This window comes from Pseudomonas sp. S60, from assembly GCF_016647865.1.
In the GTDB taxonomy this organism is placed as follows: domain Bacteria; phylum Pseudomonadota; class Gammaproteobacteria; order Pseudomonadales; family Pseudomonadaceae; genus Aquipseudomonas; species Aquipseudomonas parafulva.
On the sequence record NZ_JACVVH010000012.1, the window covers coordinates 63,160 to 84,906 of the forward strand.

At 62.4% G+C, this 21,747-nt stretch carries 18 protein-coding genes; 4 read left to right on the plus strand and 14 right to left on the minus strand.

Annotation, left to right across the window (positions count from 1 at the left end):
* Positions 1 to 17: 17 nt before the first annotated feature.
* Positions 18 to 260 carry a hypothetical protein gene (locus IAE33_RS24535; protein WP_060483098.1) on the minus strand — a complete coding sequence of 81 codons (243 nt, stop codon included), beginning with the start codon at positions 258 to 260 and terminating at the stop codon, positions 18 to 20.
* A gap of 406 nt (positions 261 to 666) precedes the next feature.
* Here IAE33_RS24535 and IAE33_RS08305 point away from each other — a divergent pair, with 406 nt between their 5' ends.
* Positions 667 to 864 (plus strand): DUF1737 domain-containing protein, encoded by a 198-nt coding sequence (locus tag IAE33_RS08305; RefSeq protein WP_201163117.1) that lies wholly within the window; start codon positions 667 to 669, stop codon positions 862 to 864.
* Positions 865 to 1,043: 179 nt separating this feature from the next.
* Here the strand turns inward: IAE33_RS08305 and IAE33_RS08310 are convergent, their stop codons facing one another.
* From IAE33_RS08310 to IAE33_RS08330, 5 genes are all read right to left on the minus strand, one after another.
* On the minus strand, positions 1,044 to 2,378 hold the full coding sequence (locus IAE33_RS08310; protein ID WP_201163118.1) for a M20 metallopeptidase family protein: 1,335 nt from the start codon (positions 2,376 to 2,378) through the stop codon (positions 1,044 to 1,046).
* 16 nt (positions 2,379 to 2,394) lie between these two features.
* Positions 2,395 to 3,579 carry an acyl-CoA dehydrogenase family protein gene (locus IAE33_RS08315; protein WP_201163119.1) on the minus strand — a complete coding sequence of 395 codons (1,185 nt, stop codon included), beginning with the start codon at positions 3,577 to 3,579 and terminating at the stop codon, positions 2,395 to 2,397.
* Positions 3,580 to 3,600: 21 nt separating this feature from the next.
* Positions 3,601 to 4,947, minus strand: coding sequence for an MFS transporter (locus tag IAE33_RS08320; RefSeq protein WP_236406257.1), 1,347 nt, complete (start codon positions 4,945 to 4,947; stop codon positions 3,601 to 3,603).
* A gap of 6 nt (positions 4,948 to 4,953) precedes the next feature.
* Positions 4,954 to 7,461: a TonB-dependent receptor plug domain-containing protein gene (locus IAE33_RS08325; protein WP_201163120.1), complete on the minus strand. Its 2,508-nt coding sequence runs from the start codon at positions 7,459 to 7,461 to the stop codon at positions 4,954 to 4,956.
* A gap of 91 nt (positions 7,462 to 7,552) precedes the next feature.
* The gene (locus IAE33_RS08330; RefSeq protein WP_201163121.1) at positions 7,553 to 8,254 is read right to left on the minus strand and encodes an enoyl-CoA hydratase/isomerase family protein; all 702 of its coding nucleotides are present in this window, start codon (positions 8,252 to 8,254) and stop codon (positions 7,553 to 7,555) included.
* Between the two features lie 147 nt (positions 8,255 to 8,401).
* Here IAE33_RS08330 and IAE33_RS08335 point away from each other — a divergent pair, with 147 nt between their 5' ends.
* Together IAE33_RS08335 and IAE33_RS08340 are read left to right on the plus strand one after the other, a co-directional pair.
* Entirely contained in the window at positions 8,402 to 9,424 is a 1,023-nt protein-coding gene (locus IAE33_RS08335; protein WP_201163122.1) for an alcohol dehydrogenase catalytic domain-containing protein, read from the plus strand.
* A 3-nt stretch (positions 9,425 to 9,427) separates the two neighbouring features.
* Positions 9,428 to 10,918 carry a class I adenylate-forming enzyme family protein gene (locus tag IAE33_RS08340; RefSeq protein ID WP_201163123.1) on the plus strand — a complete coding sequence of 497 codons (1,491 nt, stop codon included), beginning with the start codon at positions 9,428 to 9,430 and terminating at the stop codon, positions 10,916 to 10,918.
* 87 nt (positions 10,919 to 11,005) lie between these two features.
* Here the strand turns inward: IAE33_RS08340 and IAE33_RS08345 are convergent, their stop codons facing one another.
* Positions 11,006 to 11,782, minus strand: a complete 777-nt coding sequence (locus IAE33_RS08345) for an IclR family transcriptional regulator (protein WP_201163124.1) — start codon at positions 11,780 to 11,782, stop codon at positions 11,006 to 11,008.
* A gap of 384 nt (positions 11,783 to 12,166) precedes the next feature.
* Between IAE33_RS08345 and IAE33_RS08350 the strand changes: the two genes are divergently transcribed.
* Positions 12,167 to 12,670, plus strand: a complete 504-nt coding sequence (locus IAE33_RS08350) for a hypothetical protein (protein ID WP_201163125.1) — start codon at positions 12,167 to 12,169, stop codon at positions 12,668 to 12,670.
* A 19-nt stretch (positions 12,671 to 12,689) separates the two neighbouring features.
* Here the strand turns inward: IAE33_RS08350 and IAE33_RS08355 are convergent, their stop codons facing one another.
* The 7 genes from IAE33_RS08355 to IAE33_RS24540 all read right to left on the minus strand — a co-directional run bounded on the left by IAE33_RS08355 (position 12,690) and on the right by IAE33_RS24540 (position 21,263).
* Positions 12,690 to 13,331, minus strand: coding sequence for a helix-turn-helix domain-containing protein (locus IAE33_RS08355; RefSeq protein ID WP_201163126.1), 642 nt, complete (start codon positions 13,329 to 13,331; stop codon positions 12,690 to 12,692).
* Positions 13,332 to 13,334: 3 nt separating this feature from the next.
* Complete coding sequence (locus IAE33_RS08360) at positions 13,335 to 13,496, minus strand: hypothetical protein (protein ID WP_201163127.1); 162 nt, start codon at positions 13,494 to 13,496, stop codon at positions 13,335 to 13,337.
* Between the two features lie 196 nt (positions 13,497 to 13,692).
* The gene (locus tag IAE33_RS08365; protein WP_201163128.1) at positions 13,693 to 14,457 is read right to left on the minus strand and encodes a hypothetical protein; all 765 of its coding nucleotides are present in this window, start codon (positions 14,455 to 14,457) and stop codon (positions 13,693 to 13,695) included.
* A gap of 62 nt (positions 14,458 to 14,519) precedes the next feature.
* Positions 14,520 to 16,019 (minus strand): Fic family protein, encoded by a 1,500-nt coding sequence (locus IAE33_RS08370; RefSeq protein WP_201163129.1) that lies wholly within the window; start codon positions 16,017 to 16,019, stop codon positions 14,520 to 14,522.
* Positions 16,020 to 16,190: 171 nt separating this feature from the next.
* Positions 16,191 to 20,285: a DEAD/DEAH box helicase gene (locus tag IAE33_RS08375; protein ID WP_201163130.1), complete on the minus strand. Its 4,095-nt coding sequence runs from the start codon at positions 20,283 to 20,285 to the stop codon at positions 16,191 to 16,193.
* Positions 20,286 to 20,674: 389 nt separating this feature from the next.
* Entirely contained in the window at positions 20,675 to 20,938 is a 264-nt protein-coding gene (locus tag IAE33_RS08380; protein WP_201163131.1) for a DUF3077 domain-containing protein, read from the minus strand.
* 82 nt (positions 20,939 to 21,020) lie between these two features.
* Positions 21,021 to 21,263, minus strand: a complete 243-nt coding sequence (locus IAE33_RS24540; protein ID WP_201218824.1) for a hypothetical protein — start codon at positions 21,261 to 21,263, stop codon at positions 21,021 to 21,023.
* Between the last annotated feature and the right edge of the window lie 484 nt (positions 21,264 to 21,747).

A 21,747-nucleotide genomic window follows, 5' to 3' on the forward strand; every position in this document is an offset into this window, starting at 1 on the left:
CGTTACACAACCAGGCTTTAGTGCCAGGCCCTCGGTTCTGAGGGCATCTGCACCTGGATCAATGCCGACTCAAGCAGCGCTCGCAGCGTTTCCAATTCGTGCATGGACGCCATGATGAGCACCGACGCGGGCGATTTGGGCTGTAGTGCCATTGCCTGCTGCACTACGGTTGCCGCGCACAGGGCGTAATCCGTGGCCTGGATTAGTGTGTCTTCCAAGGAAAGAATGTGACGGGGTGGGTCTGGGACTATTTTGAGCATAAACCCTCTCAGTGCCTTAAGGGCTGCCGCAGATCCGCTGTCAAACGAAAGGGTGGCAGCTGTTTGCGGGTTGACAGACCGGGGGCACTGAGAATCCCGGCGCACACGACGGTGCCCCACGCACAGCCGCCATAAATGGCATTGCGCATGCTCTCAGTGAACCACGGCCTGTCAAAACCGTGCCGCCATCGGGGCGGCAGGTCGAGACTATGATTCGGTATGGGCATGCGCAACGAAAAACAGGCTCACGGAGTATCTTTGGGAAACGGCCTACAAGAAAGGGTTAAATTCTGATTGTTTACCAGGAACACCACCGCGTTTTACATAGACTGCCCTGCGTTGAGGGTTGTAGGCTGTTTCCAAGTGGTATTGAAACTCCACACCTACCGCAACAAGGATCGACCCGATGAACCAGCCACCCGACGGCATGCCCATTTACCGCGTACTGACCGGCCCCGATGACGCTGCCTTTTGCCGCAGGGTCAGTGATGCCCTGCTGATGGGCTATCAGCTTCATGGCGGGCCTGCGCTTACGTTCAATGGCACGCATGTGATTGTGGCTCAGGCGGTGGTATGGCCTGGGGAGCGGGTGGGCGCTGGTTGACTTAAGGGTGGATGGCACCGGCTGGCGCCGGTGTTCGCGGGTGAACCCGCTCCCACTGTGGTTTGCGACAACTTTCAGAATTTGTGCAAAACGGTGGCCTTATAAAGATGAGGGCGCGTGCCAGAGGTCGAGGGTGGCTCGGCAAGGCCAGTTGGGGGCCTGCAACTGAGGCGGGGTGCTCAGCGAGCACCGGCATTCATATAGGCCAGCGTCATCCGGCTGAGGGCACGTATGCCCACCGCAAGGCTCGGGTCATCCACCTGGAAGCCTGGCGAATGGGTCGGCCACACCGGCTTGTCGGCGAGTGCCGGCGGGGTTGCGCCCATGCGCAGGAACACGCCGGGGATCTGGCGGGCGTACTCGGCAAAATCGTCCGCGCCGTACGTGCCGCTGTCTATCTTCACAGGCGTGGTGGATACCTGCTCCAGCACTGGCAACAGGCTGTCCACCAGCGCGGTGTCGTTGTACCCGGCGCGGTAGTTGCCGGGCAGGTAGTCGACCACTGCGCTGGCACCCGAGGCTTTGGCGATGTGCTGCGCTGTACGGCGCATGCGCTGCAGCACGTCTTCGCGCTGTTCGTCGCTGACGGTGCGGATGGAGCCCTCAAGGCGCACTTCGGCGGGGATGATGTTGTGCCGGTCCCCGGCCTGGATTCGGCCCACGGAGATCACCGGCGCCGGCAGCACGCTGAGGTTGGACTGGCGGCTGGGGATGGTCTGCCAGGCAAGGATGACTTGCGCCGCTACCGGCACGGGGTCGATGCCGGTCCAGGGGAATGCTGCGTGTGTTTGCCGGCCCGTGATGCGGGCCTGGAAGGTGTCTGCCGCTGCGGTCGTGCGGTTGCGGCTGAGGGTAAAGGTGCCTGCCGTGCCGGCAGTGACGTGGATGCCGAAGATTACCGCCGGCGCTGGGTTGCTCAATACGCCTTCCTCGATCATCTGCCTGGCGCCGCCGGTTTCGCCCAGGGGCGGGCCTTCTTCAGCGGGCTGGAAGATCAGTTTCAGGGTGCCGGGCAGTTGGTCGCGCCGCGCTGCCAGCACTTCTGCCACGCCCAGGGCCATGGCCATGTGCGCGTCGTGGCCACAGGCGTGCATCACGCCCACTTCCTTGCCACGGGTGCGCAGGTCACCGCCCTTGTCCAGCACGCGAACGGTCGAGGCATAGGGCAGGCCGGTCTGCTCGGTCAGTGGCAGGGCGTCCAGCTCGGCGCGAATGGCCACCACCGGGCCTGGCTTGCCGCCGCGCAAAATGCCCACTACGCCGGTATGGGCGATGCCGGTCTGCACCTCCAGGCCCAGTGCGCGCAAGCGTGTGGCGATGCGTTGGGCGGTTTCTACCTCGCGGTTGCCCAGTTCGGGGTGCTGGTGAATCTGGTGGCGCAGTTCGATCACGCCCGGCAGCGCCTTGGCAATACGGGCGTCCAGGTCGGCCCACTCCGCCGTTTGCGCAGCGCTGGCCGGGGCCGCGAGCGCTCCCAGAAACAGGGCGTAGAGGGGCTTGCGTAACGGTGGCATGGGCGCTCCTTGGGTTTCAGTAAGTGAAGGCGATGGGCGGGGGGGTGCCGTTCACCAGGTAATCACCAATGGCCTTGTACTTGTAGGCCACGGCATCGTGGGTGGTATGGGTGCGGGCGTTGCGCCAATGCCGGTCGAAGTTGTAGCGCGACTGGGTGGTAGCAGCGCCGCCTACCTCGTAGAGGCGTTCGCACACATGCAGGGCGGCGCGGGTCGAGGCGATCTTGGCCTCGGCCACGTCGATGGAGGCGCGGGCCAGCAGGGCGTCCAGTGCTTCGCCGGCCAGGCGGCCCTCCAGCTGGCTGCGGGCGGCCAGGTCCACGGTCAGTGACGCTTTCTCCACCAATGCCTGTGCGCCATGGATGGCGGCGGCCATATCACCCACGGTGTGCAGGATGTACGGGTCGTTGCGGGCCTGGTCCACACCGCTCTCGCGCACTGGCCGTGCACCGGTACGCGACCACTGCACGGCGTCGTCCAGCGCCGCCAGGCCAATCCCGATATCGATGGAGCAGTGGATCAACTGGGCGCTGGCGCCGATGTAGTTGCGGCGCTGGTACCACTGGGCCAGCGGGATCACCTGGTCTTGCGTCACCGGCACGTTGGTCAGCAGCGTGGTGCCGCTGGCGGTAACACGTTGGCCCATGCCGTCCCAGTCGTCGAGCAGCTCGATGCCGGGGGTGTTGGCCGGCAGCATCACGTACACCGCGTTGCCGTCTTCGTCCACCGCCTGCACCTTGAGCAGGTCGGCGAACAGGCAGCCGGTGCTGTAGAACTTGCTGCCGTTGAGCACCAGCTGGGCGCCCTGGCGTTCCAGGCGGGTGTGAATCTCGCCACGGAACTTGCCCCCTCGCTCGGCGATGGCCCCGGAAGACAGCTGCCGCTGGGCGAAGGCGCCCAGGTAACGGCGTTGCTGGTCATCACTGGCAATCAGGCGCAGGTGCTCGACGGTGGCGAAGTGTGGGAACAAGGCCTGCGCCACACTGGGGTCTGCCTTGGCCAAGGTGATGAAGATACGCGCTACGTCCAGTTGGCTGATGTCCCCGCCACCCATGTGCAACGGAACGCGGGCGGCGCCGAGGCCAGATTGGCGGATCAGGTCCAGTTGCTCGAACGGCAGGGCACGCCGTGCATCGCGTTCGGCGGCGCCAGGCTGGATGTGGGTGGCCAGTTCATGGGCCAGTGCCAGGTAGTCGGTCATGTGTCAGTCTCGAAAAAGGAGTCAAGGTGCATCGCGCAAGGCCTGGCGCGGAACGCCGAACAGCAGGGTCAGGGTGCCGCACGCCACCAGGGCGGCGACGATGTACAGCGCCAGGCTGATTTCGCCTGTGTTGGTCTTGAGGGTGCCGATCATGATCGGCGTCAGCAGGCTGCTGACCTGCCCGCAGCAGTTCACCAACGCCAGCCCGGCGGCGCGGGCACGGTCGGACAGGTAGTAGGTGGGAATGGTCCAGAACACCGCCGTGGCCACCAGGTAGCCACTTGTCATCAGGGTCAGCAGGGCGATGGCTGACCAGGGGCCGGCGATCAGGTTGGGCAACAGCACCATTGCCAGGGCCGCCGCAAGGCCGCCCAGTGCGAAATGCCAGCGGCGTTCCTGGTGCAGGTCCGAATGGCGGCATGCCCACAGCATCACTGCCACGCCAGCCAGGTAGGGCAGGGCGGAGAACAGGCCGAGCTGGCCCAGGCTGCTAACCCCGGCATCGCGGATGATCGACGGCGCCCAGATATTGGTGACGTTGCCCGTGCACATGATGGTCAGGCAGTAGGCCAGGGTGATGAACCATACCTTGCGGTCTTTCAGCGCTTCCAGAAAGCGCTGGTGGCCGCCCGGTTTGCGGCTGGCCCGTTCGTGGGCCAAGGCAGCTTCGATGGTGCGCTTCTCGGCGTTGCTGAGCCAGCGGGCATCGGCCGGCTTGTCATCCAGCCAGTACCAGGCAAACAACCCCGCCAGCACTGGCGGGATGCCGGTGAGCACAAACAGCCACTGCCAGCCGCTGAAGCCGGCAGCGCCCGCGAAGTGGCTCATGATCCAGGTGGACAGTGGCCCGCCGACGATGCCGCACACGGCAATGGCCATGATGAAGCGCGAGGTGATGCGCGCCCGGTAGCGGGCTGGGAACCAGTAGGTCAGGTACAGGATTACCCCCGGGAAAAACCCGGCCTCGGCAGCGCCCAGCAATACCCTCAACACGTAGAACTGCGCCGGCGTCTGGGCGAATGCGGTGGCGATGGTTACCAGCCCCCACAGCACCATGATGCGGGTCATGGTCTTCTTCGCACCGAACTTCTCGAGCAGCAGGTTGCTGGGTATCTCGAACAGCAGGTAGCCGATCGAGAACACGCCGACAATGATGCCGAAGGTGGCGTCACTGATGTTCAAGTCGGCCTTGAACTGCAGGTGCGCGAAGCTGATGTTCACCCGGTCCAGCCAGTTCAGCACGAAGCACAGGAACAGGAACGGCATGATGCGCCAGGCCAGCTTGCGGTACAGGCGCTGGTTGAAGCCGGAAGGGTCCGCCGCGTGTGCGGCGGGCGGGTTTGCTGAAAGCGTGCCGGGCGTGTTCATGGCGGGTTACCAGCTCACGTCGACTTTGCCGAAGAAGTACGCACCTTCCAGCCCGTAGGGCGAGTACCAGCTGTAGGTCGGGTCGTCCGTGGGGAAGAAGTAGTAGCGCTTGGCTTCGGCGTTGAGCTGCTGTGGGCGGCGGTCGAAAATGTTCTCGCCGCCGACGGTAATTTTCACCGCATCGCTGAGCCAGTAGCCCAGGCTCAGGTCGGTGATGAACGCCGGGCGGATTTCCTCGTCGCGGCTGGCGGCAATCTGGTTGCGCCCGGTGACCTTCGAGTAGCGGGTGCCCTTGAGCGTCACGTCGAAGTCGCCCAGTTGCCAGGCGGCGGTCAGCGAAGTGACGTTCTTCGGGTAGGCGCTGGTCAGGTTGCCCTGCCGGTCGCGGCCCACGGCGCTGACGCCGGTGCCGGCGAGGGCGTCAGGCTCCTTGATCTTCTCGATGGTCTGCAGGCTCTGGTTGCTCAGCAGGGTCCATTTGGTCTTGCCGTATTCACCGAGGTCGTAGCGGTAGTCGGCCACCAGGTCGATGCCGCGGGTACGGGTGTCGGCCAGGTTGCCGAAGTAGGAGACGATCTGGTTCGGGTCCAGGCCGTTGGCGGCGAGAAGGTTGGACACGGCGGTGCCCTGCAGGTTGCTGGTCTGCAGGATGCGGTCCTTGATGTCGATCTGATACAGGTCGACGGTGACGTTGAGGTTTTCGGTGGGCGTGGCCACGAAACCGAGGCTGTAGTTCAGTGATTTTTCCGGCTTTAGCTGCCGGGCGCCCAGGGCCTGCCCGGCTGCGTCATCCACCGTCACATAACGGGTGGTGGCCTGTTCCAGTACCCCGTTCAGCGGGCTAGTGCGCCACGCCGTAAGCGACGATGAATAGTATTGCTGTTGCAGCGACGGCGCACGGAAGCCATTGCTGACCGTGCCGCGCACGGCAAACGCTGGCGTGAAGGCGTAACGCGTGGAGAGTTTGCCGCTGCCGGTGTCGCCAAAGTCGCTGTAGTGCTCGAAGCGCCCGGCCAGGCTGACGTCCCACTGGTCGGTGAGGCTCTGGCTGAGGTCGATGTAGCCAGCCGTATTGGTGCGCGAATAATTGTGCGCATCCGCTGGGGTGAAACCCACCAGGCCCGGTGCGCCAGGGTTTGGGCGCTGGCCAGCAAGCGGGTGGCCGGCGGGGAACACGTAGCCGCCGTCGGCATAGGAGGCGTACTCGCCTTCCTCGATCTCGAAGCCGTCACGGCGGAACTCTACACCGGTGGACACGTTTAGTGGCTTGGCGAACAGGCCGGTGTCGAAGGCGCGGGTAAGGTCCAGGTTGTTGGTCCACTGGCTGGCGATCAGGTGGCCGCCGTCCATGTTGCGGGGGCTGGTCGGGCCAAGGGAGGGGTTGAGCGACTTCTCGTTGCGGGTGTTGGCGTCGTTGCGGCCGTAGCTGGTGCTGAGGTCGAGCTTCCAGCCGGCGACGTCTTCGTTGCGCAGGCCGATCACAGCCTGGAAGTCGTCTTCTTCCACCACGAAGCGCGGCGAGAAACCGTCTGGGTAGACCGCTACGATATTCTGCGGCGAGTTGGCCGTGCGGTAGGTGCCCCAGCTGGTGGAGTTGCGGTGGCTGAGGGTAGAGAAGGAATACAGGCTCACGGTGTCGGTCAGCGGCAGTTCGGCGTTGTAGCCAAAATTGTAGGTTTGTGAGCGTGGCTGGCCCAACTGCTGGCGGTAGCGGCTTTCGCCGTTCTCACGCGGGTCGGCGCCACCGTTGACCGGGAAATAGATGCGGGTACGGGCCGGCACTGCACCTGCAACGTTGGAGCTTTCCTGGATGCCGATATCGGCGCTCAGGCTGAAAAAACCGTCATTGGGCAGTTCAAAGCCCTGGTTGACCTGGCCCTGGCCACGGGCGCCGAAGTTGCCTTTGCCGCCCACACGGTTTTCGTACTGGCCATACAGTGCGCTGGCGCTACCGCCGGAGCTGTTGTTCTTGAGGATGATGTTGATCACCCCGGCGATGGCGTCCGAACCATACTGGGCAGCGGCGCCGTCGCGCAGCACCTCGACGTGGTCCACGGCACTGACCGGGATCAGGTCGAGGTCGGCCGGCGACTGGCCGCTCGCGGTGGCGGCGGTCTGCACGAAAATCAGCGAGGTGTTGTGCCGGCGCTTGCCGTTTACCAGTATCAGCACGTGGTTACCGCCAAGGCCCCGCAGGGTCGCCGACTTCACCGACAAACCGGTGCCGCCGGTAAAGCCGGCGGCGTTGGTGTAGGAGGGCACGGCGGCGGCCAGGGCGTCGCGCAGGTTCTGCTTGCCGGAGCGGGCCAGGTCCTCGGCGCTTATCACGTCGATCGGTGCCAGGCTGTTGGCCACGGTACGCCCGCTGTCGCGAGCGCCGGTGACCACCACGGTTTGCAGGGCAGCTTCGTTGCCTGGGGTATCGGCGGCCGAGGCTAGTGGGGTGACGCACAACCCGAGGATGCCTGCGGTCAGCAGGTTGAGCCTGGGCTGGAAAATGTTGGGGCGAGACATGGTGAGGCTCCGGTAAGGTGCCGCTTTCCATTCCTGGTGGTGGGAGTTCCTGACAGTACTGGCGAGGCGATGAGGTGTTGGCAGTTTCTGGTTATCGGTAACGCATGACGTCCTGGCGGGCCTGGTCGACCAGGGCCATGTGCGCTGTAAGGTGGCGCTTGCGTTGCGCCAGCAGCAAGGTCTTGGTCCATGCCATGGCCTTGGCTGAATGCCCGGCCAGTTGCGCCGCCAGTTCCACGGCTGCGGCATGCGGGTCTTCGGCGATACGGTTTACCAGGCCTAGGCGCAGCGCTTCTTCTGCATCGAAACTGCGGGCGCTGAGCATGATGTCCAGTGCCGCGGCCTCGCCGACCAGGGTCGGCAGGGTAATGGCACTGAAGCCCGAAAGCATGCCGTGGCGCACTTCCGGGAAGCTGAACCGGGTGTCGCTGCGGGCGATACGGAAATCGCAATGGATCGCCAGGCTGATACCCAGGCCAAGCGTGTGGCCGTGCAACGCCGCCACCACCGGTTTGTTCAGTTCCACACCAACGCCCGGCAGGGCGCGGGCCAGCAGATCGCTGGCAACAGCTTCGCCGGTGGCTTCGATTTCTTTCAGGTCGGAGCCTGCGCAGAACGCCCGCTCGCCGGCGCCGCGCAGAACAATGGCGCGCACCCGTTCATCGCCAGCGGCGCGGGCCCAGGCTACGGCCAGCTCACGCTTCGTCTGGCCGTCCAAGGCGTTGAGGCGATGAGGGCGGTTGAGGGTTATCTGCACAACCCCTTCACCTTGGTGCTGATAGTCGACTGTCATTGCTAGGCATTCGCTCAAAGGAAAGAAAGACGCTTTGCCTCTTGCAGGTTGGCGTCAAAGTGAGGAAAACTTAATTGATGTCCACATAGCAAACAATATGTTTGTTATATGAACATCTTCTTAGCAGATCGAAAATGGTTATAAAAAATGAAAGCGATAGTATTAAAAGCCTTCGGCGGGCCGGAGCAACTGCAGGTGCAGGACGTACCCACGCCGACGGCCGGCCCGGGTGAGGTACTGGTTCGCGTGCATGCCGCAGGCGTCTGCCACCACGACCTGCTGCATCGCGCCGGGCACCTGCCGGGGGCGCATACCGGCGTGGTGCTCGGCCATGAGGTGGCCGGCGAAGTGGTCGAAGTGGGCGCGGGGGTGGCGCAATTGAAGGTGGGCGCACGGGTGGTGGTGTATCAGCGACGCTTCTGTGGCCAGTGCCGCGATTGCCTGCGCGGGCGCCAGGACCTGTGCCGGGCGCTGGGTCTGCCGTCGGTCGACACCGAGGGCGCCTACGCCGAGTACCTGCGGGTCCCGGCGATCTCGGCGGTGGAGTTGCCCGATGGCCTGGACTACAGCCTGGCGGCCCTGGCGTCCTGCCCGATCGCTACCAGCGTGCGTGCCTTGTACGGTGAAGGCGGCCTGCAGCCCGGCGAAACGGTGCTGGTCAACGGCGCCAGTGGCGGCCTCGGTGCCCATCAGATCCAATTGGCGCGTGCCTTAGGCGCGCGGGTGATCGCGGTCACCGGCAGCGCCGACAAGCGTGATTTGCTTCACCAACTGGGGGCCCATGACGTGGTGGTGGCCAGTGCCGGCTACAGCGCCGAGGTGTGGAAACTCACGGGCAAGCGTGGCGTCGATGTGGCCATGGAAAACCTCGGCCATACCCTGGAAGACACCCTGCGCAGCATGGCCCTCGGCGGCCGTGTGGTGGTGCTGGGTAATGTACAGCCTGGCAGCGTGGCGGTGAACCCGGGGCTTTTGATCGGCCGCCGGCTGAAGGTACAGGGCTCGGGCAGTGCGACCCTGGAGCAATTGCGCACGGCCTTGGCGCTGATCCATGGCGGCCAGGTGAGGCCGCTGATCGACCGCGTGCTGCCGTTCCCCCAGGTGAGCGAGGCCCATGCGCTGCTGGAGTCGCGCCAGGTCAGCGGCCGTATCGTCCTGAGCGGGTGGTGAACAATGGATATCAGTACTCTGCTGGACCAGGCCGCCCGCAAATGGCCGGATGCCCCGGCACTCAGCGACCCTGGCCTGGGTCGCCGCTTGACCTTCCTGCAACTGGACCAGGCACTGACCGCCTTCGGCCAGGCGCTGGAGCGGTCGGGCGTGGGTGAAGGCGAACGGGTGGCGCTGCTGGCCGATGCCGGAATCGACTATTTGATCGCCGACTATGGCTGCATGGCCAGCGGCCGCGTGCGGGTGCCACTGGACCCGGCATTGTCACAGGCCGAATTGCTGGCGCAGTTGCGCGATGCCGGCGTGGCATTGTTGCTGTTCTCTGCGCAATACGCCGATGTTGCCGCCGGCCTGGCTGGCGAAGGTATTCGTTGCCGCGCGCTGGAAGCCCTCACTGAAGCACCTGGCACGCAGTTGCCCGCGCGCGTGGCGCAGCCTGCGCAGGCGCTGGCCTCGCTGAACTACACCGGCGGCACCACTGGCGTACCCAAGGCAGTCATGCACCGTCACGACAGCCTCTGCGCGGTGCTGCAGAACATCGTCATGGCCCGCGGCGCGGTGCCGGGCGATGTGCTGCTTAACGTGCGGCCACTGTGGCCGATAGCGGCGGTGGCGGTGCTGGCCCACCTGCTCGGCGGCGGCCAGGTGGTGCTGGGCGGGCGCTTCGACAGTAAGGCCTTCCTGGGGCAACTTGCACAATGGCGTGTCGCCTACAGCTCACTGGTGCCCACCCAGTTGTTGCGCCTGCTGCGCGAGAGTGGCACTGCAGCGGCGCAGCTGCCGTATTTCAAAAGCCTGGATATCGGCGCAGCGGCCCTCACCGGCGAAGTGCTGGAGGGCGCCTTCAGCCTGTTCGACGGGCGCATCGCCGTGCTCTATGGCATGACCGAAGCACCTTGGAGCTGCTACCTGCCAGCGGCACAAATGGCAGCACTGCGGCATGCCGGCGAAAGCGCAGAAGGCGTGGTAGGGCGGCCATTGTTCGCCACCGCAATGCGTATACACAGCCCCGACGCCAATGGCATTGGCGAGATCCTCCTGGCCGGGCCGCACGTCATGGCGGGTTACTGGCAGCAGCCTGGCCTGACCGGTGAGGTGATGGTGAGCGGTTGGCTGCGCAGTGGCGATCTGGGCCGTCTTCGTGCCGATGGCCAGCTTGAGGTACTAGGGCGCTGCAAAGACATCATTCGCAGCGGCGGCAAGTCGGTGCAGCCCGGGGAAGTGGAGCAGGCGCTGCTCAGCCACGGCGCCGTGCGCGAAGCCCATGTATTCGGCCTGGCGGATGTGGAGTGGGGCGAGCAGGTGTGTGCGGTGGTGGTGCTGGAGGCCGGGCAGGTGGCGACGGCAGATGCGCTTGCGCAACATTGCCGCGGGCTGCTGTCGCGCTACAAGGTGCCCCGCAAAGTGTGGTTCATCGATGAGCTGCCCCGCTCGCATTACGGAAAAGTGCAGAAAAAGCGCTTGTTGGAACTGCTCGGGCCAGTGGCTGGCTAAATGGCCGGGCATGCTCTTTACCGTTGAGCGGCCCCGTGCGTACGGGGCTGCAGCCAGGGGCGCTTCAGCGGCCTGGTTCCCTGTGGGCTAGGTGTTCTCCAACTGCGCTGCAATGCCCTCGCATGCCCGCCGTACATGGGCCGCCAGTGGCGAGCCAGGGTCGGTTTCTTCTTCCATACCCAACCCCGCTACCACCACCGCGCCCAGCGCCTGGCCGGTGTCGACGCAGATCGGGAACGCCACCGACGACAACCCCGGCTTGAATTCGCCATGGCCAAACGCAAAACCCTGGTTGCTGCGTATACGTTCCAGTGCTGGCAGTGCATTGGCGTAACGCGCTTCGCCCAGCACTGCCAACGCGGTGGCCTCGCTGTACGTGGCAAGTACCGCCCGGCCGCTGGGGCTGCCTTCGATAGGGAACTGGTCGGCCAGGTCGACGATGACGTTCAGTGGCGTGGTCGGGGTCCACATGCGTTCAATCAGCACCACCTGGTCGCCCACGGGTACTGACAGCGAGACGATCGCCGGCCGCTCGCCAATCACCCGCTGCAATTCGATGGCGTAGGGCAACGCAAGGCGGCGCAGGTTAAGGCGGTTCAGGTAGGCGGCGGAGTAAATCAGGCTTTCAGGCCCGATGTGGTAGGTGGCGCCACGGGACTGGATAAGGCCCCAGTAATGAAGGGTCTTGAGCAGCCGATGGATGGTGGAGCGTTCGATACCGGTCTGCCGCGCCAGGTCCAGTGCGCTGGCGCCATGCTTCAGGCTTGCGAGTGTGCGCAGCAGCACGATAGAGCGGTCAATGACCTGTACGCGCCCGCCGCTGTCCTTGCTGCCATGCACGGCTTGAGTCGAAGAATTGTCCATCGTGTCAGTAGTTTCCAAAAGCGGGTTATCTGTCGGCGCTGGCCGGTGGCCAAGGGTAGCGGTGATCGATGGCGGGGTGAAGCGCCGGTACACAAACCAGGCAGGTGTTTTTTGTGCCGGGCTTAGATCAAATATTCACCTGGGTTATGAGCACAGAATGATTGGTTATATGGATGACGACTGCTCCCTTGCAGTCCAAGAGGCTAAATCTGCCATCACAGCGGTTTTCTTGCTGAAGCGTATGTGCGTGCGGCTAATCCATCCAAACATCTGTTGCGGCGAAATTGTCCGCTGTTGGCCTGTCATCTTGCCGCGGTCCACGCTGGCCCTAGAATCGGCGCATCAACTTCACACCCTATCGTCGAATTGAAGAGGATTTTCACCATGATGAACGCAATGCAGATGCAAATGCCGATGAGCGCCAACATGCCGATGATGCCAATGATGGGCATGCCGATGATGATGGCCACCATGACCTGCCAGATGGCGGACGATGGCATGATGTGCACCATGAAGCCTGCTGCCGGCATGGACATGGCGATGTTCCGCAACACGGCCGAAATGATGCAGATGATGATGAACTGCGGCATGCCGATGATGATGCAGTGCGGCAACCTGTCGATGATGGGCATGTCCCAGCCCGCCATGGGCATGATGATGCCGATGATGGGCGTGATGGGCGGCATGTCGATGATGCCGATGATGAAGTGCATGATGGAATGCACGCTGGTGGGCGATAGCATCACCTGCAAGATGATGCCAATGGCAGGCATGAGCATGGAAATGATGAACAACTGCTGCATGCTGATGATGAAGATGATGAACGATTGCAGCCTGCCGATGATGATGAGCTGCAACGGCATGCCGATGATGTGCTGCACCTGTTGATGTAACTGCGCCCCGGCGATTAGTCGCGGCATTCTGGGTGGATAACCACCAGATAGGCCACCGCCTCACTGTCCACCGGGTTTCGGTAGCAGTGGGGCTGGTCCGCATAGAAGATGATGGAGTCGCCGGTGGAGAGTAGAAACCGCTCTTCGTTCACGCTGACCTCCAGCGCACCTTGCGCCACCACCAGGTTTTCACGCACGCCCGGCCCATGGCCGCCAGACTGTTCTTCCCCCAGCGGGCCGACCCGCAACTCGTAGAATTCTGCCTGAGGGCGGGTGTCGTAGGGGTATAGTGCGCGGCTCACAAACGCACCGCTGGCGCTCACCAGACGCTTGCTTTGCCGCGCTGGTAGCACTGTCACGCCTTCGCATTCGCGCTGCTCAAGAAACGCCGCCACCGAAACCTTCAGGCCGTGGGCAATCTTGCACAAGACGCGGATCGACGGCACGCTGCGGCCCGATTCTATTTGCGCCAGCATCGCCCGGCTCACCCCGCTGGCACGGGCCAGGGCGTCCAGTGACAATTGCCGCTTGGCCCGCAGGCGTTGCAGGTTGTTGGCCACTCGTTGGCCGATGCCGTCATCGTCGGGGCTTGCGATTTCCGCCAGCGCAACCGGGTTTTCAGCTGGGCTCGCCACAAAAGAACTGGGGGTGTACATGGCTCAAGCCTGGCGCGGGGCTTTGGTGTGGATGCTGCTAGCCACAGGCTGGGCGCTGAAGCCGCACTGTTGTGCATACATCGCCCAGAGCAGACGCCCGTGCTGTTGGGCCAGCTTGCGTTTGCGGTGCAGCGTTAGGTCGATAACGGTGGCAGTGGGGCTCATGAGAAATCCTTGGGAGCGGCGTGAAGACAGTGCCAATACTACGGATCTTTCATATAACTCATAATATTAATTATCGATTTATAAATTCCATAATCGAATATTAAGCATTGATGTTGCCTGTTGTATTTGAGTTAACCCGGCGTCTGTGACGCAGGGCCGGCCAGACGGGGATGACCCAATGCAAGCGCGCGCTCGTTCACCTGCGCCGTAACACCGCCGCCAGCCCCACGGTCAGCATCACGGCACACCCCATGGCCAGGCTGACCGCAAGCCCCACGCCCCACGCCTGCAGCACACCCGCCAACACCAGATAAAACGCAATCACCCCCACCGCCCCAATCGCATTCCCACGCACCATCGCGGCCATGCCGGCGCGCCCGTTTTGCACATGTGCGAACACCACCAACGGCCAGGCAATCACCGGTATCGGCGCCAGCATCCCGCTGGTCGCCGGGCCCAGCCAGTTGGCCAGGCTGGTGGTAACCATCAGCAGGGACGTGGCCGACACCATGCGCAGGGGAATCTCCCAATACCGCTGCCGAGACAAGGCCATGACCTCTGGCTTGGGCTCGCGCCCGCTGGCGTTTATCAACACGGCAATCAGCACCAGCGCCACGCCAATCGACAGGTACAAACTGCCCCAATGGGTAAAGGCGTAGGCAGCCACGCCATAGAACAGTATCGCCAGCCCCACGGCAGCCCCCACGCCTAGCCTGCGCGTGGCGAACAGGTAGAAGGCATAGGTTGCCTGCACCGCCGCCAGCCCGCCCAGCGCGCCAGGCACGGCCCCGAGGGCGAATGCTGTGCCTTGTTCCAGGCACAAAAAAGTCATCACCAGTGCCGAGGTGATCGGTAACCCGGACAGCAGCCCGCCCAACAAGCCGCCCCAGCGCCGCGACGCGAGGGAGATGGCCCACATCAGCAGCGGGGTGACGATGAGTTTCAGGTAGAACAGGGTCATCGCAAGGCAATCCGGTTATGCAGAAGTGACGCCCGCCGTCGGCATTGGGTAGGGCAGGCGAGTCATCGAAGCCGTTCGGCATCGTTAGGGTCGCGAGCAAGCACCAGTTGCGCTGTCTGCTCCAGAAAATCGAATACCGCCTCGGGAACCCGGTAAAGGTATTGCTTGCGCCGATTGTTGGATACCACGCCACCATTGCTCAGGCACATCATCACCAAGTTAGCCAAGTCGCTGCCGCGAACATCGAACCGGTCGTCTACCGCCTTGTAGACAGCATCATAGTTTTCCAGGAAGGCTGTTTCATCACGCAGTTCATTTTCCAAGGCGCGCTTGGCCATCAGGCACGTGAACAACACGCCAGGGGTCGCATCCCAGAACCGGTACACGGCATCAGCCCCTGTGAACTCAAAGCTGAACTGCTCGTGGTCAATCCAGCTCACGCGCCAAAACTCCCGCACCGGCCTGGAAAAGGCTTGGAGTGTGGTCAGGTACGTACGTTCTTCTCGTTTCATGGCGACAGACACAGGTAGAAGAAGGCCGTCATCCAGCGCCCCGGACTGGCAGAAAGCCTGGTGAATCAAGAACCGCGACAAGCGACCGTTGCCATCCATGAATGGGTGAAGGAAGACGAAGCCGAAAGAGACGATCCCGGCAACCACCAGCGGGTCAACATGAGTTGGCGCCTTGTTGGCAAACCGCATCAGGCTTTCCATCAGCTCCCGGCACAACTCGGGAGGCGGGGGCACGTATGTAACGCCTGCAGCGCCATGCATCCCATTACTCAGGTGATTCTGCTCATGCCTGAACGCCACTGCCAGGTCCAGCGGGTTCGTCACAGTGGCGTTCTGCAGGTTGACCAGGTAGTCCTCGGTCAACGGTTGGCGTTCGTGAGCCTGGCGCAACAACCGGATGAACCGGCGAGCTTTGTCTTCGGTTGGCGCTTCTTTTTCGATAGCGAACGAGTCTTGGGTTTCATGGAGGTATGCCCAGTTGATAGCTCGGTCCATCATCATCGGTGGCAACGATTCGATGAATGCCTTGGCTCTGCCTAGAATATCGTGTGCCAGAAGCGTAGATATCTCAGGGGTTAGCTCGACAGTGGCGCAGTACGACAGATCTCCCAGCCCGTTGAACTCTACCCGCCATTTGGAGTTTCGTTCACCCGGCTGAGTAATGTATCGCTGTGTATCGAACAACGGGACGAATACCCCGCGCACCGGCGAAGGCTGCATGATCTCTTCACCGGTGAACGCTTCTCTGAGGTAGCAGGCTTTGCGGATGTACACACCGTTTGGGGCCGCCACAAGCGCTGCCACGAAATGCTCGATACCGATCCGAGGCAGGGCTTGGGCGAGAATCGAGAGGTTGATACCCTCGTGCTTGAGTGCAAAAAGCACATGCCCTATGAGGTCGTCTTCCGCAGGCGCCAGCCGCTGCGGCACAGCGAGCGTATTGCCGATTACTTCAATCCGTGTGACCGGTTGAACGCTTGCAGGGCGGTTGAGTGCAACAACGTCCAACCGCAGCCTTTCGTGTAGCAGTGAATAACCGGCTGCTCGCATGTACCTTTCCTTCCGTTCGAGGGCGAGCGTCAATATTTTCTTGACTGGACGCACAAAATCTTGAGATTTAGCGATTATGCCGATTTTTTCTTCACTTTCCAGTTGGAGGGGATGTGCCGGTTAGGTCGCACCGCCCTGATTGCCAGCCGAGCTGGCCCTACGCCCTAACAATCACCCCGGCGACCCCGCAAGCAGCGCCAGCAGGGCATCGGCATCCAGCTTGGCACTCACTTCGCCACCCTCCAGCAGGCTGTCAGCCAGGTCTCGTTTGCGAGCATGCAGGGCGACGATCTGCTCCTCGATGGTGTTCTCGGCTACCAGCCGGTAAACAGTCACCGGCCGCTGCTGGCCGATGCGGTAGGCACGGTCACTGGCCTGGTCCTCCACTGCCGGGTTCCACCACGGGTCGAGGTGGATCACATAGTCGGCGGCGGTGAGGTTCAGGCCGCTACCGCCAGCTTTCAGGCTAATGAGGAAGACTTCACCCGCGCCAGCCTGGAAGGCATTGACGCGGCTTTCCCGTTCCTTGGCGGGCACGCTGCCATCGAGGTAGTGGAAGGCGATGCCTTTTTGCTCAAGCCAGGTACGTACGATACTCAGGTGATCGACGTACTGGCTGAAAATCAAGGCCTTGTGGCCATTGTCCAACAGCTCTTCGATGAGCGCAGTAACAGCCTGAAACTTGCTGCCCGGCAGGGTCGAGCCGGGAGTCACTAGGGCCGGGTGGCAGCAGAACCGTCGCAGGCGGGTGATCTCCGTCAGAATCTGGAATGATCTGCCTGCCCCGGGGGCCAGATCAGAAACGTTGTTCACCGCCTGCTGGCGAAGGGCTTCGTAGAGGTGAGTTTCTTCATCGGAAAGCGGTACTTTGTAGGTGATCTCCGTGCGTGCGGGCAGCTCATCAAGCACCTGGCTTTTCAGACGGCGCAGAATGAAGGGCTGGATGAGGGCTTTCAGAGCGCGTCGGGCTGCTGTGTCGCCCTGCTCGATGGGGGCGGCGAAGCGGCTGTTGAAGTGGTCCTGGCTGCCGAGCAGCCCTGGGTTGATGAAGCGGAACAGGTTCCACAACTCGCCCAAGTGGTTTTCCAGTGGGGTGCCAGTGGCCACCACGCGGAAACCGGCCTGCAAGGCCATCACCGCTTGAGAGCGTTTGGTCTGGGCATTCTTGATGGCCTGGGCCTCGTCCAGCACAACGCTGTGCCAGTGGCAGGCGGCGAACGCTGCGCTGTCCTGTTGCAGCAACCCGTAGCTGGTAATCACCAGGTCACCGGGGCCAAGGCCTGCCAAATGGCGGGTTTGCTGATACAGATGCAGTTTCAGTTGCGGCGCGAAACGCCGGCTCTCAGCCTGCCAGTTGAGGGTGACCGAGGTCGGTGCCACCACCAGTTGCGGGCCACCGGCGGCGCGCTGCAACAGCAGGGCCAGCAGTTGCACCGTCTTGCCCAGGCCCATGTCATCGGCCAGGCAGGCACCGACGCCCCATTGAGCCAGGCGTGCCAACCAGGTGAAGCCCTCATGCTGATAGGCGCGCAGGTCGGCCTGCAGGGTACGGGGGAGCTGGGGCTGATAGCCGCGCATCGTCTGCAGTTTTTCGAGGTGCGCCTGCCAGCTTTTATCGGCCTTGAACTCGCTGACTTCGTCAACAAGCCCGGCCAGCAACGGGGTAGTCAGCGGGCTCAGGCGAAGGCCTCGGTCCGTGACCCGATCAGCCAGATACGCCAGCTCCTCAAGGCGGGTGCGCAAACGCTTGTCGAGTGCCAGCCAGTCCCGTTGGTCGAGCTTCAGGAAGCGCCCGGGGCTGGCCTTGAGCAGGTCCAGAAGCTGGCGCAGTTGCAGCACTTTGCCGTCATCGAGTGCGATCTCGCCTTGCAGGATGAACCAGTCACTCTGTTTGCGCACGCCCAGCTTCAGCGCGTCGAGGTTCAAGCGGCCCTTGATGCGCAGGCGCTCGCCCTCTGGCCACACGCAGTGCAGCAAGTTGCCGTCCAATGCTTGCAGTTCGCCGAGTACCTGCAATGCATCCTGAGGCTGGTCCAGTTGCCACTCCTGGCCATCGCTGTTGGCGTTGGCCAGGCCGGGGCAGGCATGCAGCACCTGTTGCAGTGCCTGGCGTTCGCCCGCCAGGTCGCGGCACACCTGCAAGGGTTTGCCGTCGCGCTCGCCAAGCAGGTTCTGCGCGCCCTGGCCCGGGCGAAACCAGCTGCTCTCGGCCAAAGGGCGTACCAGCAGCTGCAAGCGCAAACCCTCGGCCAGTGGCAGCAAGTGCGCATACAGGCGCGTATCGGCAGGCTCGTGTTCAAGGTTTACCGAGAGCTCGGGCAGGTCCGAATGGATGGGGAGCAGCGGCGCGATGGCGCTGACGGCTTCGAGCAGTTGCGCCTTGCCCGATTGCGGTACACGCAGGCCGTCGCCAAGGATCTTGGCGATCTGGCGCAGATCGCTGTTGACCGAATAAATCTGCAAACGGGTCGGTGTTTGCTGATGGAGGTAGAAGGTGTCGGCAGTAGCGATACCCTGCGGCTCGAGACGCACATGGATCTGCCCGTCCTCGGCTTGAAGGTGCAGGCTGGCTTCGCCTGCCTGAAGATCAATACGTATGTCAGGGGCATGTTGCCAGAACAACGCCGGGTGCCCCACCAGCCTTGGCAGGGCCCTGCCAAGGGGTAATTCGTACTCGACATGGGAATAGTACGGCTGGCTGGCCTGGATAACGCTGATGACCTGGCGGTCTTGCTCGCACAGAAAACCCAGGCTGTCGCCCTCATCCATCAGGCGTTTGAGCGCCACAGGGCGGCCCTTGCTCCATTGCCCCTTGGCACCCAGTTTCTGCTCGCGCGGCTCAAGCTGGTTGCCGTAGCGATCAAGGCTCAACAACCACACCAGGCGGGCAGTCTTCTTGCCAGCCGTGGCCACTGGTGCATTGGCCGGTTTCAGCTGGCTCAGAGCGCTAAGGGCGTGCTGCCAGGCTTCCTGGCGCTGCAGCAGCGCAGCCAGTGGTTTAAAGCCGGCATCACGGTGCAGGTCATGAAGCTGACGGGGCACCCCGAATTGCACAGCGACCAAGGCGTCGATTTCTGCTGCCAGCCAGTTGTAACCCTGTTGATCGAGTACGCCTCGGTAACGTTCCAGCTTCGCGCGCCAATCGGGCCCACGTGCCAGTGGGGCATCCAGCCAGTACAGCGCCAAAGCGAGCATCAGCCCATCCAGGCCATTGAGCGTGGTTGCCCGCAGGTACGACACGTCCGGCGTGTTGCCTTGCAGTTGCTCGAACACCTGATACAGCGCGGAATACGCGCTGCCGTAGTTTTCCTTGGTACCTAAAACCAGTGCCTGTTTGAGCGCAGCAGAGTGCTGGCTGTCGTTTTCAGCGATCAGCGCCAGGCAGTACAGCGCATTGAGTAACGGCGGCAGGTCAATTTTGCGCTTTTTGGTCTGTTTGCGCTGATCGGTCAGCCACGCCCGCAGCAATTGCAGGGTCTCGTTGGGCTGGCCGCGCAGCATCGTCTGCAGGCACTGGGTGGTCATGGGCAGCGCTTGCTGGCCATGGTCTTGCAGCACCACCCAGTCGCCACGCCAAAGCGCCTGTTGGATCAGTTGCAGGCACAATGAGGGGCCAGGCCTGAGCGCCATCTCCTGCTTGGCCAATGCATAACTCTCGGCTGCCGGCCCTAGCAGGTCGTTGTTCAGGCGCAGGTGATCCTCGATCAGCAGCCGGCGTACGGTCTCGTCCAGTTGCCCGATCACTTCCCGCCCGGTGGCATCGTACTGCAGCAGTTGCATAGGGTGCTGCGCATGCCACTCGCTCACGGGGCACAGCCTGTACAGCAGGTACAGCGACTCGGGCAGCCGCTGGCTGTCACCGCTCAGCAGGCGTAGCCAGAGTTCTTGCAGTACGCGGGGTTTGCCAGGCGTTTGCCATTGCCCGAGTTCAGGCAAACTGGCTTGGATCTGATGCAAGCGCAGGGTCCCCTCGGCTGTGCCCAGCAAGCTGAGGAGTACCTTGCTACGGCACTGTGCCGTCACGCAAAAATACGTCCCTTCGTTGCGCTGTTCTACTTCCACCCAGCCCAGGCTTTGCAACCGCTCCAGCAAGGCGGGCAAGTTGCTGGCGTCTAGCAGCCTGCCGTTATCGTCACGGATCTCCATGGCCCGCAGTAGCTTGATCAGCGCGGTCTTGCCCTTGCCAGGGAACGACGTTACCAGCACGTAGAGCACAGCTTTGCAATGATCAGGCAGTGCGTGGAAGGAGAGCGGGAGAAGGGACATCCTGGATCTCTGTAATGCGGTTGTGGCACGGGCGCCGTTGTTCAAGGTACCGGGTGAAGCCTGTTTAGAGGTCGGCCATTGGCAGCAACTAGTGTGCTGATGCGGTACTTGGTTTGGAGTGCTAAGAATCCGGTGAAAGAGGATAGCACTAGGTATCGAGTCAATGCGGGCGTTTGCTGGGTCGTGCGTTTGCGGGAGTGAAATGGCCGGCACCGCTTTGTGGTCTTTCGGCGGTGCAAAGTTGCGCATATGGTTCAAGAAATGTCGACCTTATCAGGAGGCGAAGATCTGACCCTAGAGCGTCGCTTACCTTACGAGGTGTGCAAAACGGTCAGCCTTCAAAACCGGCAATGACGGGTCTTGAAGGCCATAAGCTCGCTGAGTCCAACTCAGCGCATCATCCCCAGCTCGGCATCATCCAGCAGCGCCTTGGCCAACGCGCACAGATAGTGCGACGCCCATATCAGCTGGGGCTTGTTTTCCATCAAGCCATCCAACGTCATGTCCCTCGCGTAGCCCATAAGCTCCGAGGCTTGCTCGCGTGCGCTTTGGCAAGGAATGCCAGGCTCGATACGAAATAGAGGGTGAGTTTGGTTTGAGCCTTGGTAGAAGGTGGTTTTACCAACGGTGAATTTGTTTTCTTCTATGGGCACTGTGGTCGCTCTCCGAAGCACTCCGCGCCTGGTACTGGCTACCCTGGCGGGCGACAAGCCCAGGCGTCAGACAAAGAAATCGTTAATGCCAGGATCTCGGCTCGGATGGCACCTGGACCTGAATCAATGCAGCCTCGAGCAATGCTCGGAGCGTTTCAAGTTCATGCATTGACGCCATCATCAAGATGGAGGCAGGTGACTTGGGTTGCAGCATCATTGCCTGCTGCACAACGGTCGAGGCGCAAAGTGCGAAATCAGTAGCTTGGATCAAAGTATCTTCGAGCGACTGGGGCGTAGTGGGCGGATCAGGGACGATTTTAAGCATCGGACTGTGTTCTCGGTGGGGCCACCGCCAACCCGCTGTCAAACGGAAAGGTGGCAGCTGTGCATGGGTTGACAGACCGGCGAACACAGAAACCGGCGCACGCAAGCGTGCCCCATGCACAACCGCCATGAAAGGGTGTGCGCTGTGTATCGTCGCGGCCTGTCAAAGCCGGTCGTTGATGTGCAACGACGAGCCGAGACTAAAACGGCGAAAAAAGGATCGCAACGAATAACAGGGTAGGGGAGTATCTTTGGGAAATGCCCTACAAGGAAGGGCTAAATTCTGATTTTTCTCGCCGGCTGGATGCTTGCTGCCAACAACCTCATTTCTCGGTGGCTGGGAGGCTTGAACATTGTGTATTCAAACCACCGCCCAAGCCATGGCACACCGACTGTTCGGAGCAAATCCGTGTTGGTATTCCTCACTCTCTCCCTGCTCTGTAATGGGCTCATGCGACTCAGCAGTTTCACGGGGCGAAGGCGTT

Coding starts and splice junctions, on each gene's coding strand:
- IAE33_RS24535 (WP_060483098.1), bottom strand. CDS start 260: ATGCTCAAAATAGTCCCAGACCCACCCCGTCACATTCTTTCCTTGGAA.
- IAE33_RS08340 (WP_201163123.1), top strand. CDS start 9,428: ATGGATATCAGTACTCTGCTGGACCAGGCCGCCCGCAAATGGCCGGAT.
- IAE33_RS08335 (WP_201163122.1), top strand. CDS start 8,402: ATGAAAGCGATAGTATTAAAAGCCTTCGGCGGGCCGGAGCAACTGCAG.
- IAE33_RS08320 (WP_236406257.1), bottom strand. CDS start 4,947: ATGAACACGCCCGGCACGCTTTCAGCAAACCCGCCCGCCGCACACGCG.
- IAE33_RS08350 (WP_201163125.1), top strand. CDS start 12,167: ATGATGAACGCAATGCAGATGCAAATGCCGATGAGCGCCAACATGCCG.
- IAE33_RS08315 (WP_201163119.1), bottom strand. CDS start 3,579: ATGACCGACTACCTGGCACTGGCCCATGAACTGGCCACCCACATCCAG.
- IAE33_RS24540 (WP_201218824.1), bottom strand. CDS start 21,263: ATGCTTAAAATCGTCCCTGATCCGCCCACTACGCCCCAGTCGCTCGAA.
- IAE33_RS08375 (WP_201163130.1), bottom strand. CDS start 20,285: ATGTCCCTTCTCCCGCTCTCCTTCCACGCACTGCCTGATCATTGCAAA.
- IAE33_RS08360 (WP_201163127.1), bottom strand. CDS start 13,496: ATGAGCCCCACTGCCACCGTTATCGACCTAACGCTGCACCGCAAACGC.
- IAE33_RS08310 (WP_201163118.1), bottom strand. CDS start 2,378: ATGCCACCGTTACGCAAGCCCCTCTACGCCCTGTTTCTGGGAGCGCTC.
- IAE33_RS08330 (WP_201163121.1), bottom strand. CDS start 8,254: ATGACAGTCGACTATCAGCACCAAGGTGAAGGGGTTGTGCAGATAACC.
- IAE33_RS08345 (WP_201163124.1), bottom strand. CDS start 11,782: ATGGACAATTCTTCGACTCAAGCCGTGCATGGCAGCAAGGACAGCGGC.
- IAE33_RS08325 (WP_201163120.1), bottom strand. CDS start 7,461: ATGTCTCGCCCCAACATTTTCCAGCCCAGGCTCAACCTGCTGACCGCA.
- IAE33_RS08365 (WP_201163128.1), bottom strand. CDS start 14,457: ATGACCCTGTTCTACCTGAAACTCATCGTCACCCCGCTGCTGATGTGG.
- IAE33_RS08305 (WP_201163117.1), top strand. CDS start 667: ATGAACCAGCCACCCGACGGCATGCCCATTTACCGCGTACTGACCGGC.
- IAE33_RS08355 (WP_201163126.1), bottom strand. CDS start 13,331: ATGTACACCCCCAGTTCTTTTGTGGCGAGCCCAGCTGAAAACCCGGTT.
- IAE33_RS08370 (WP_201163129.1), bottom strand. CDS start 16,019: ATGCGAGCAGCCGGTTATTCACTGCTACACGAAAGGCTGCGGTTGGAC.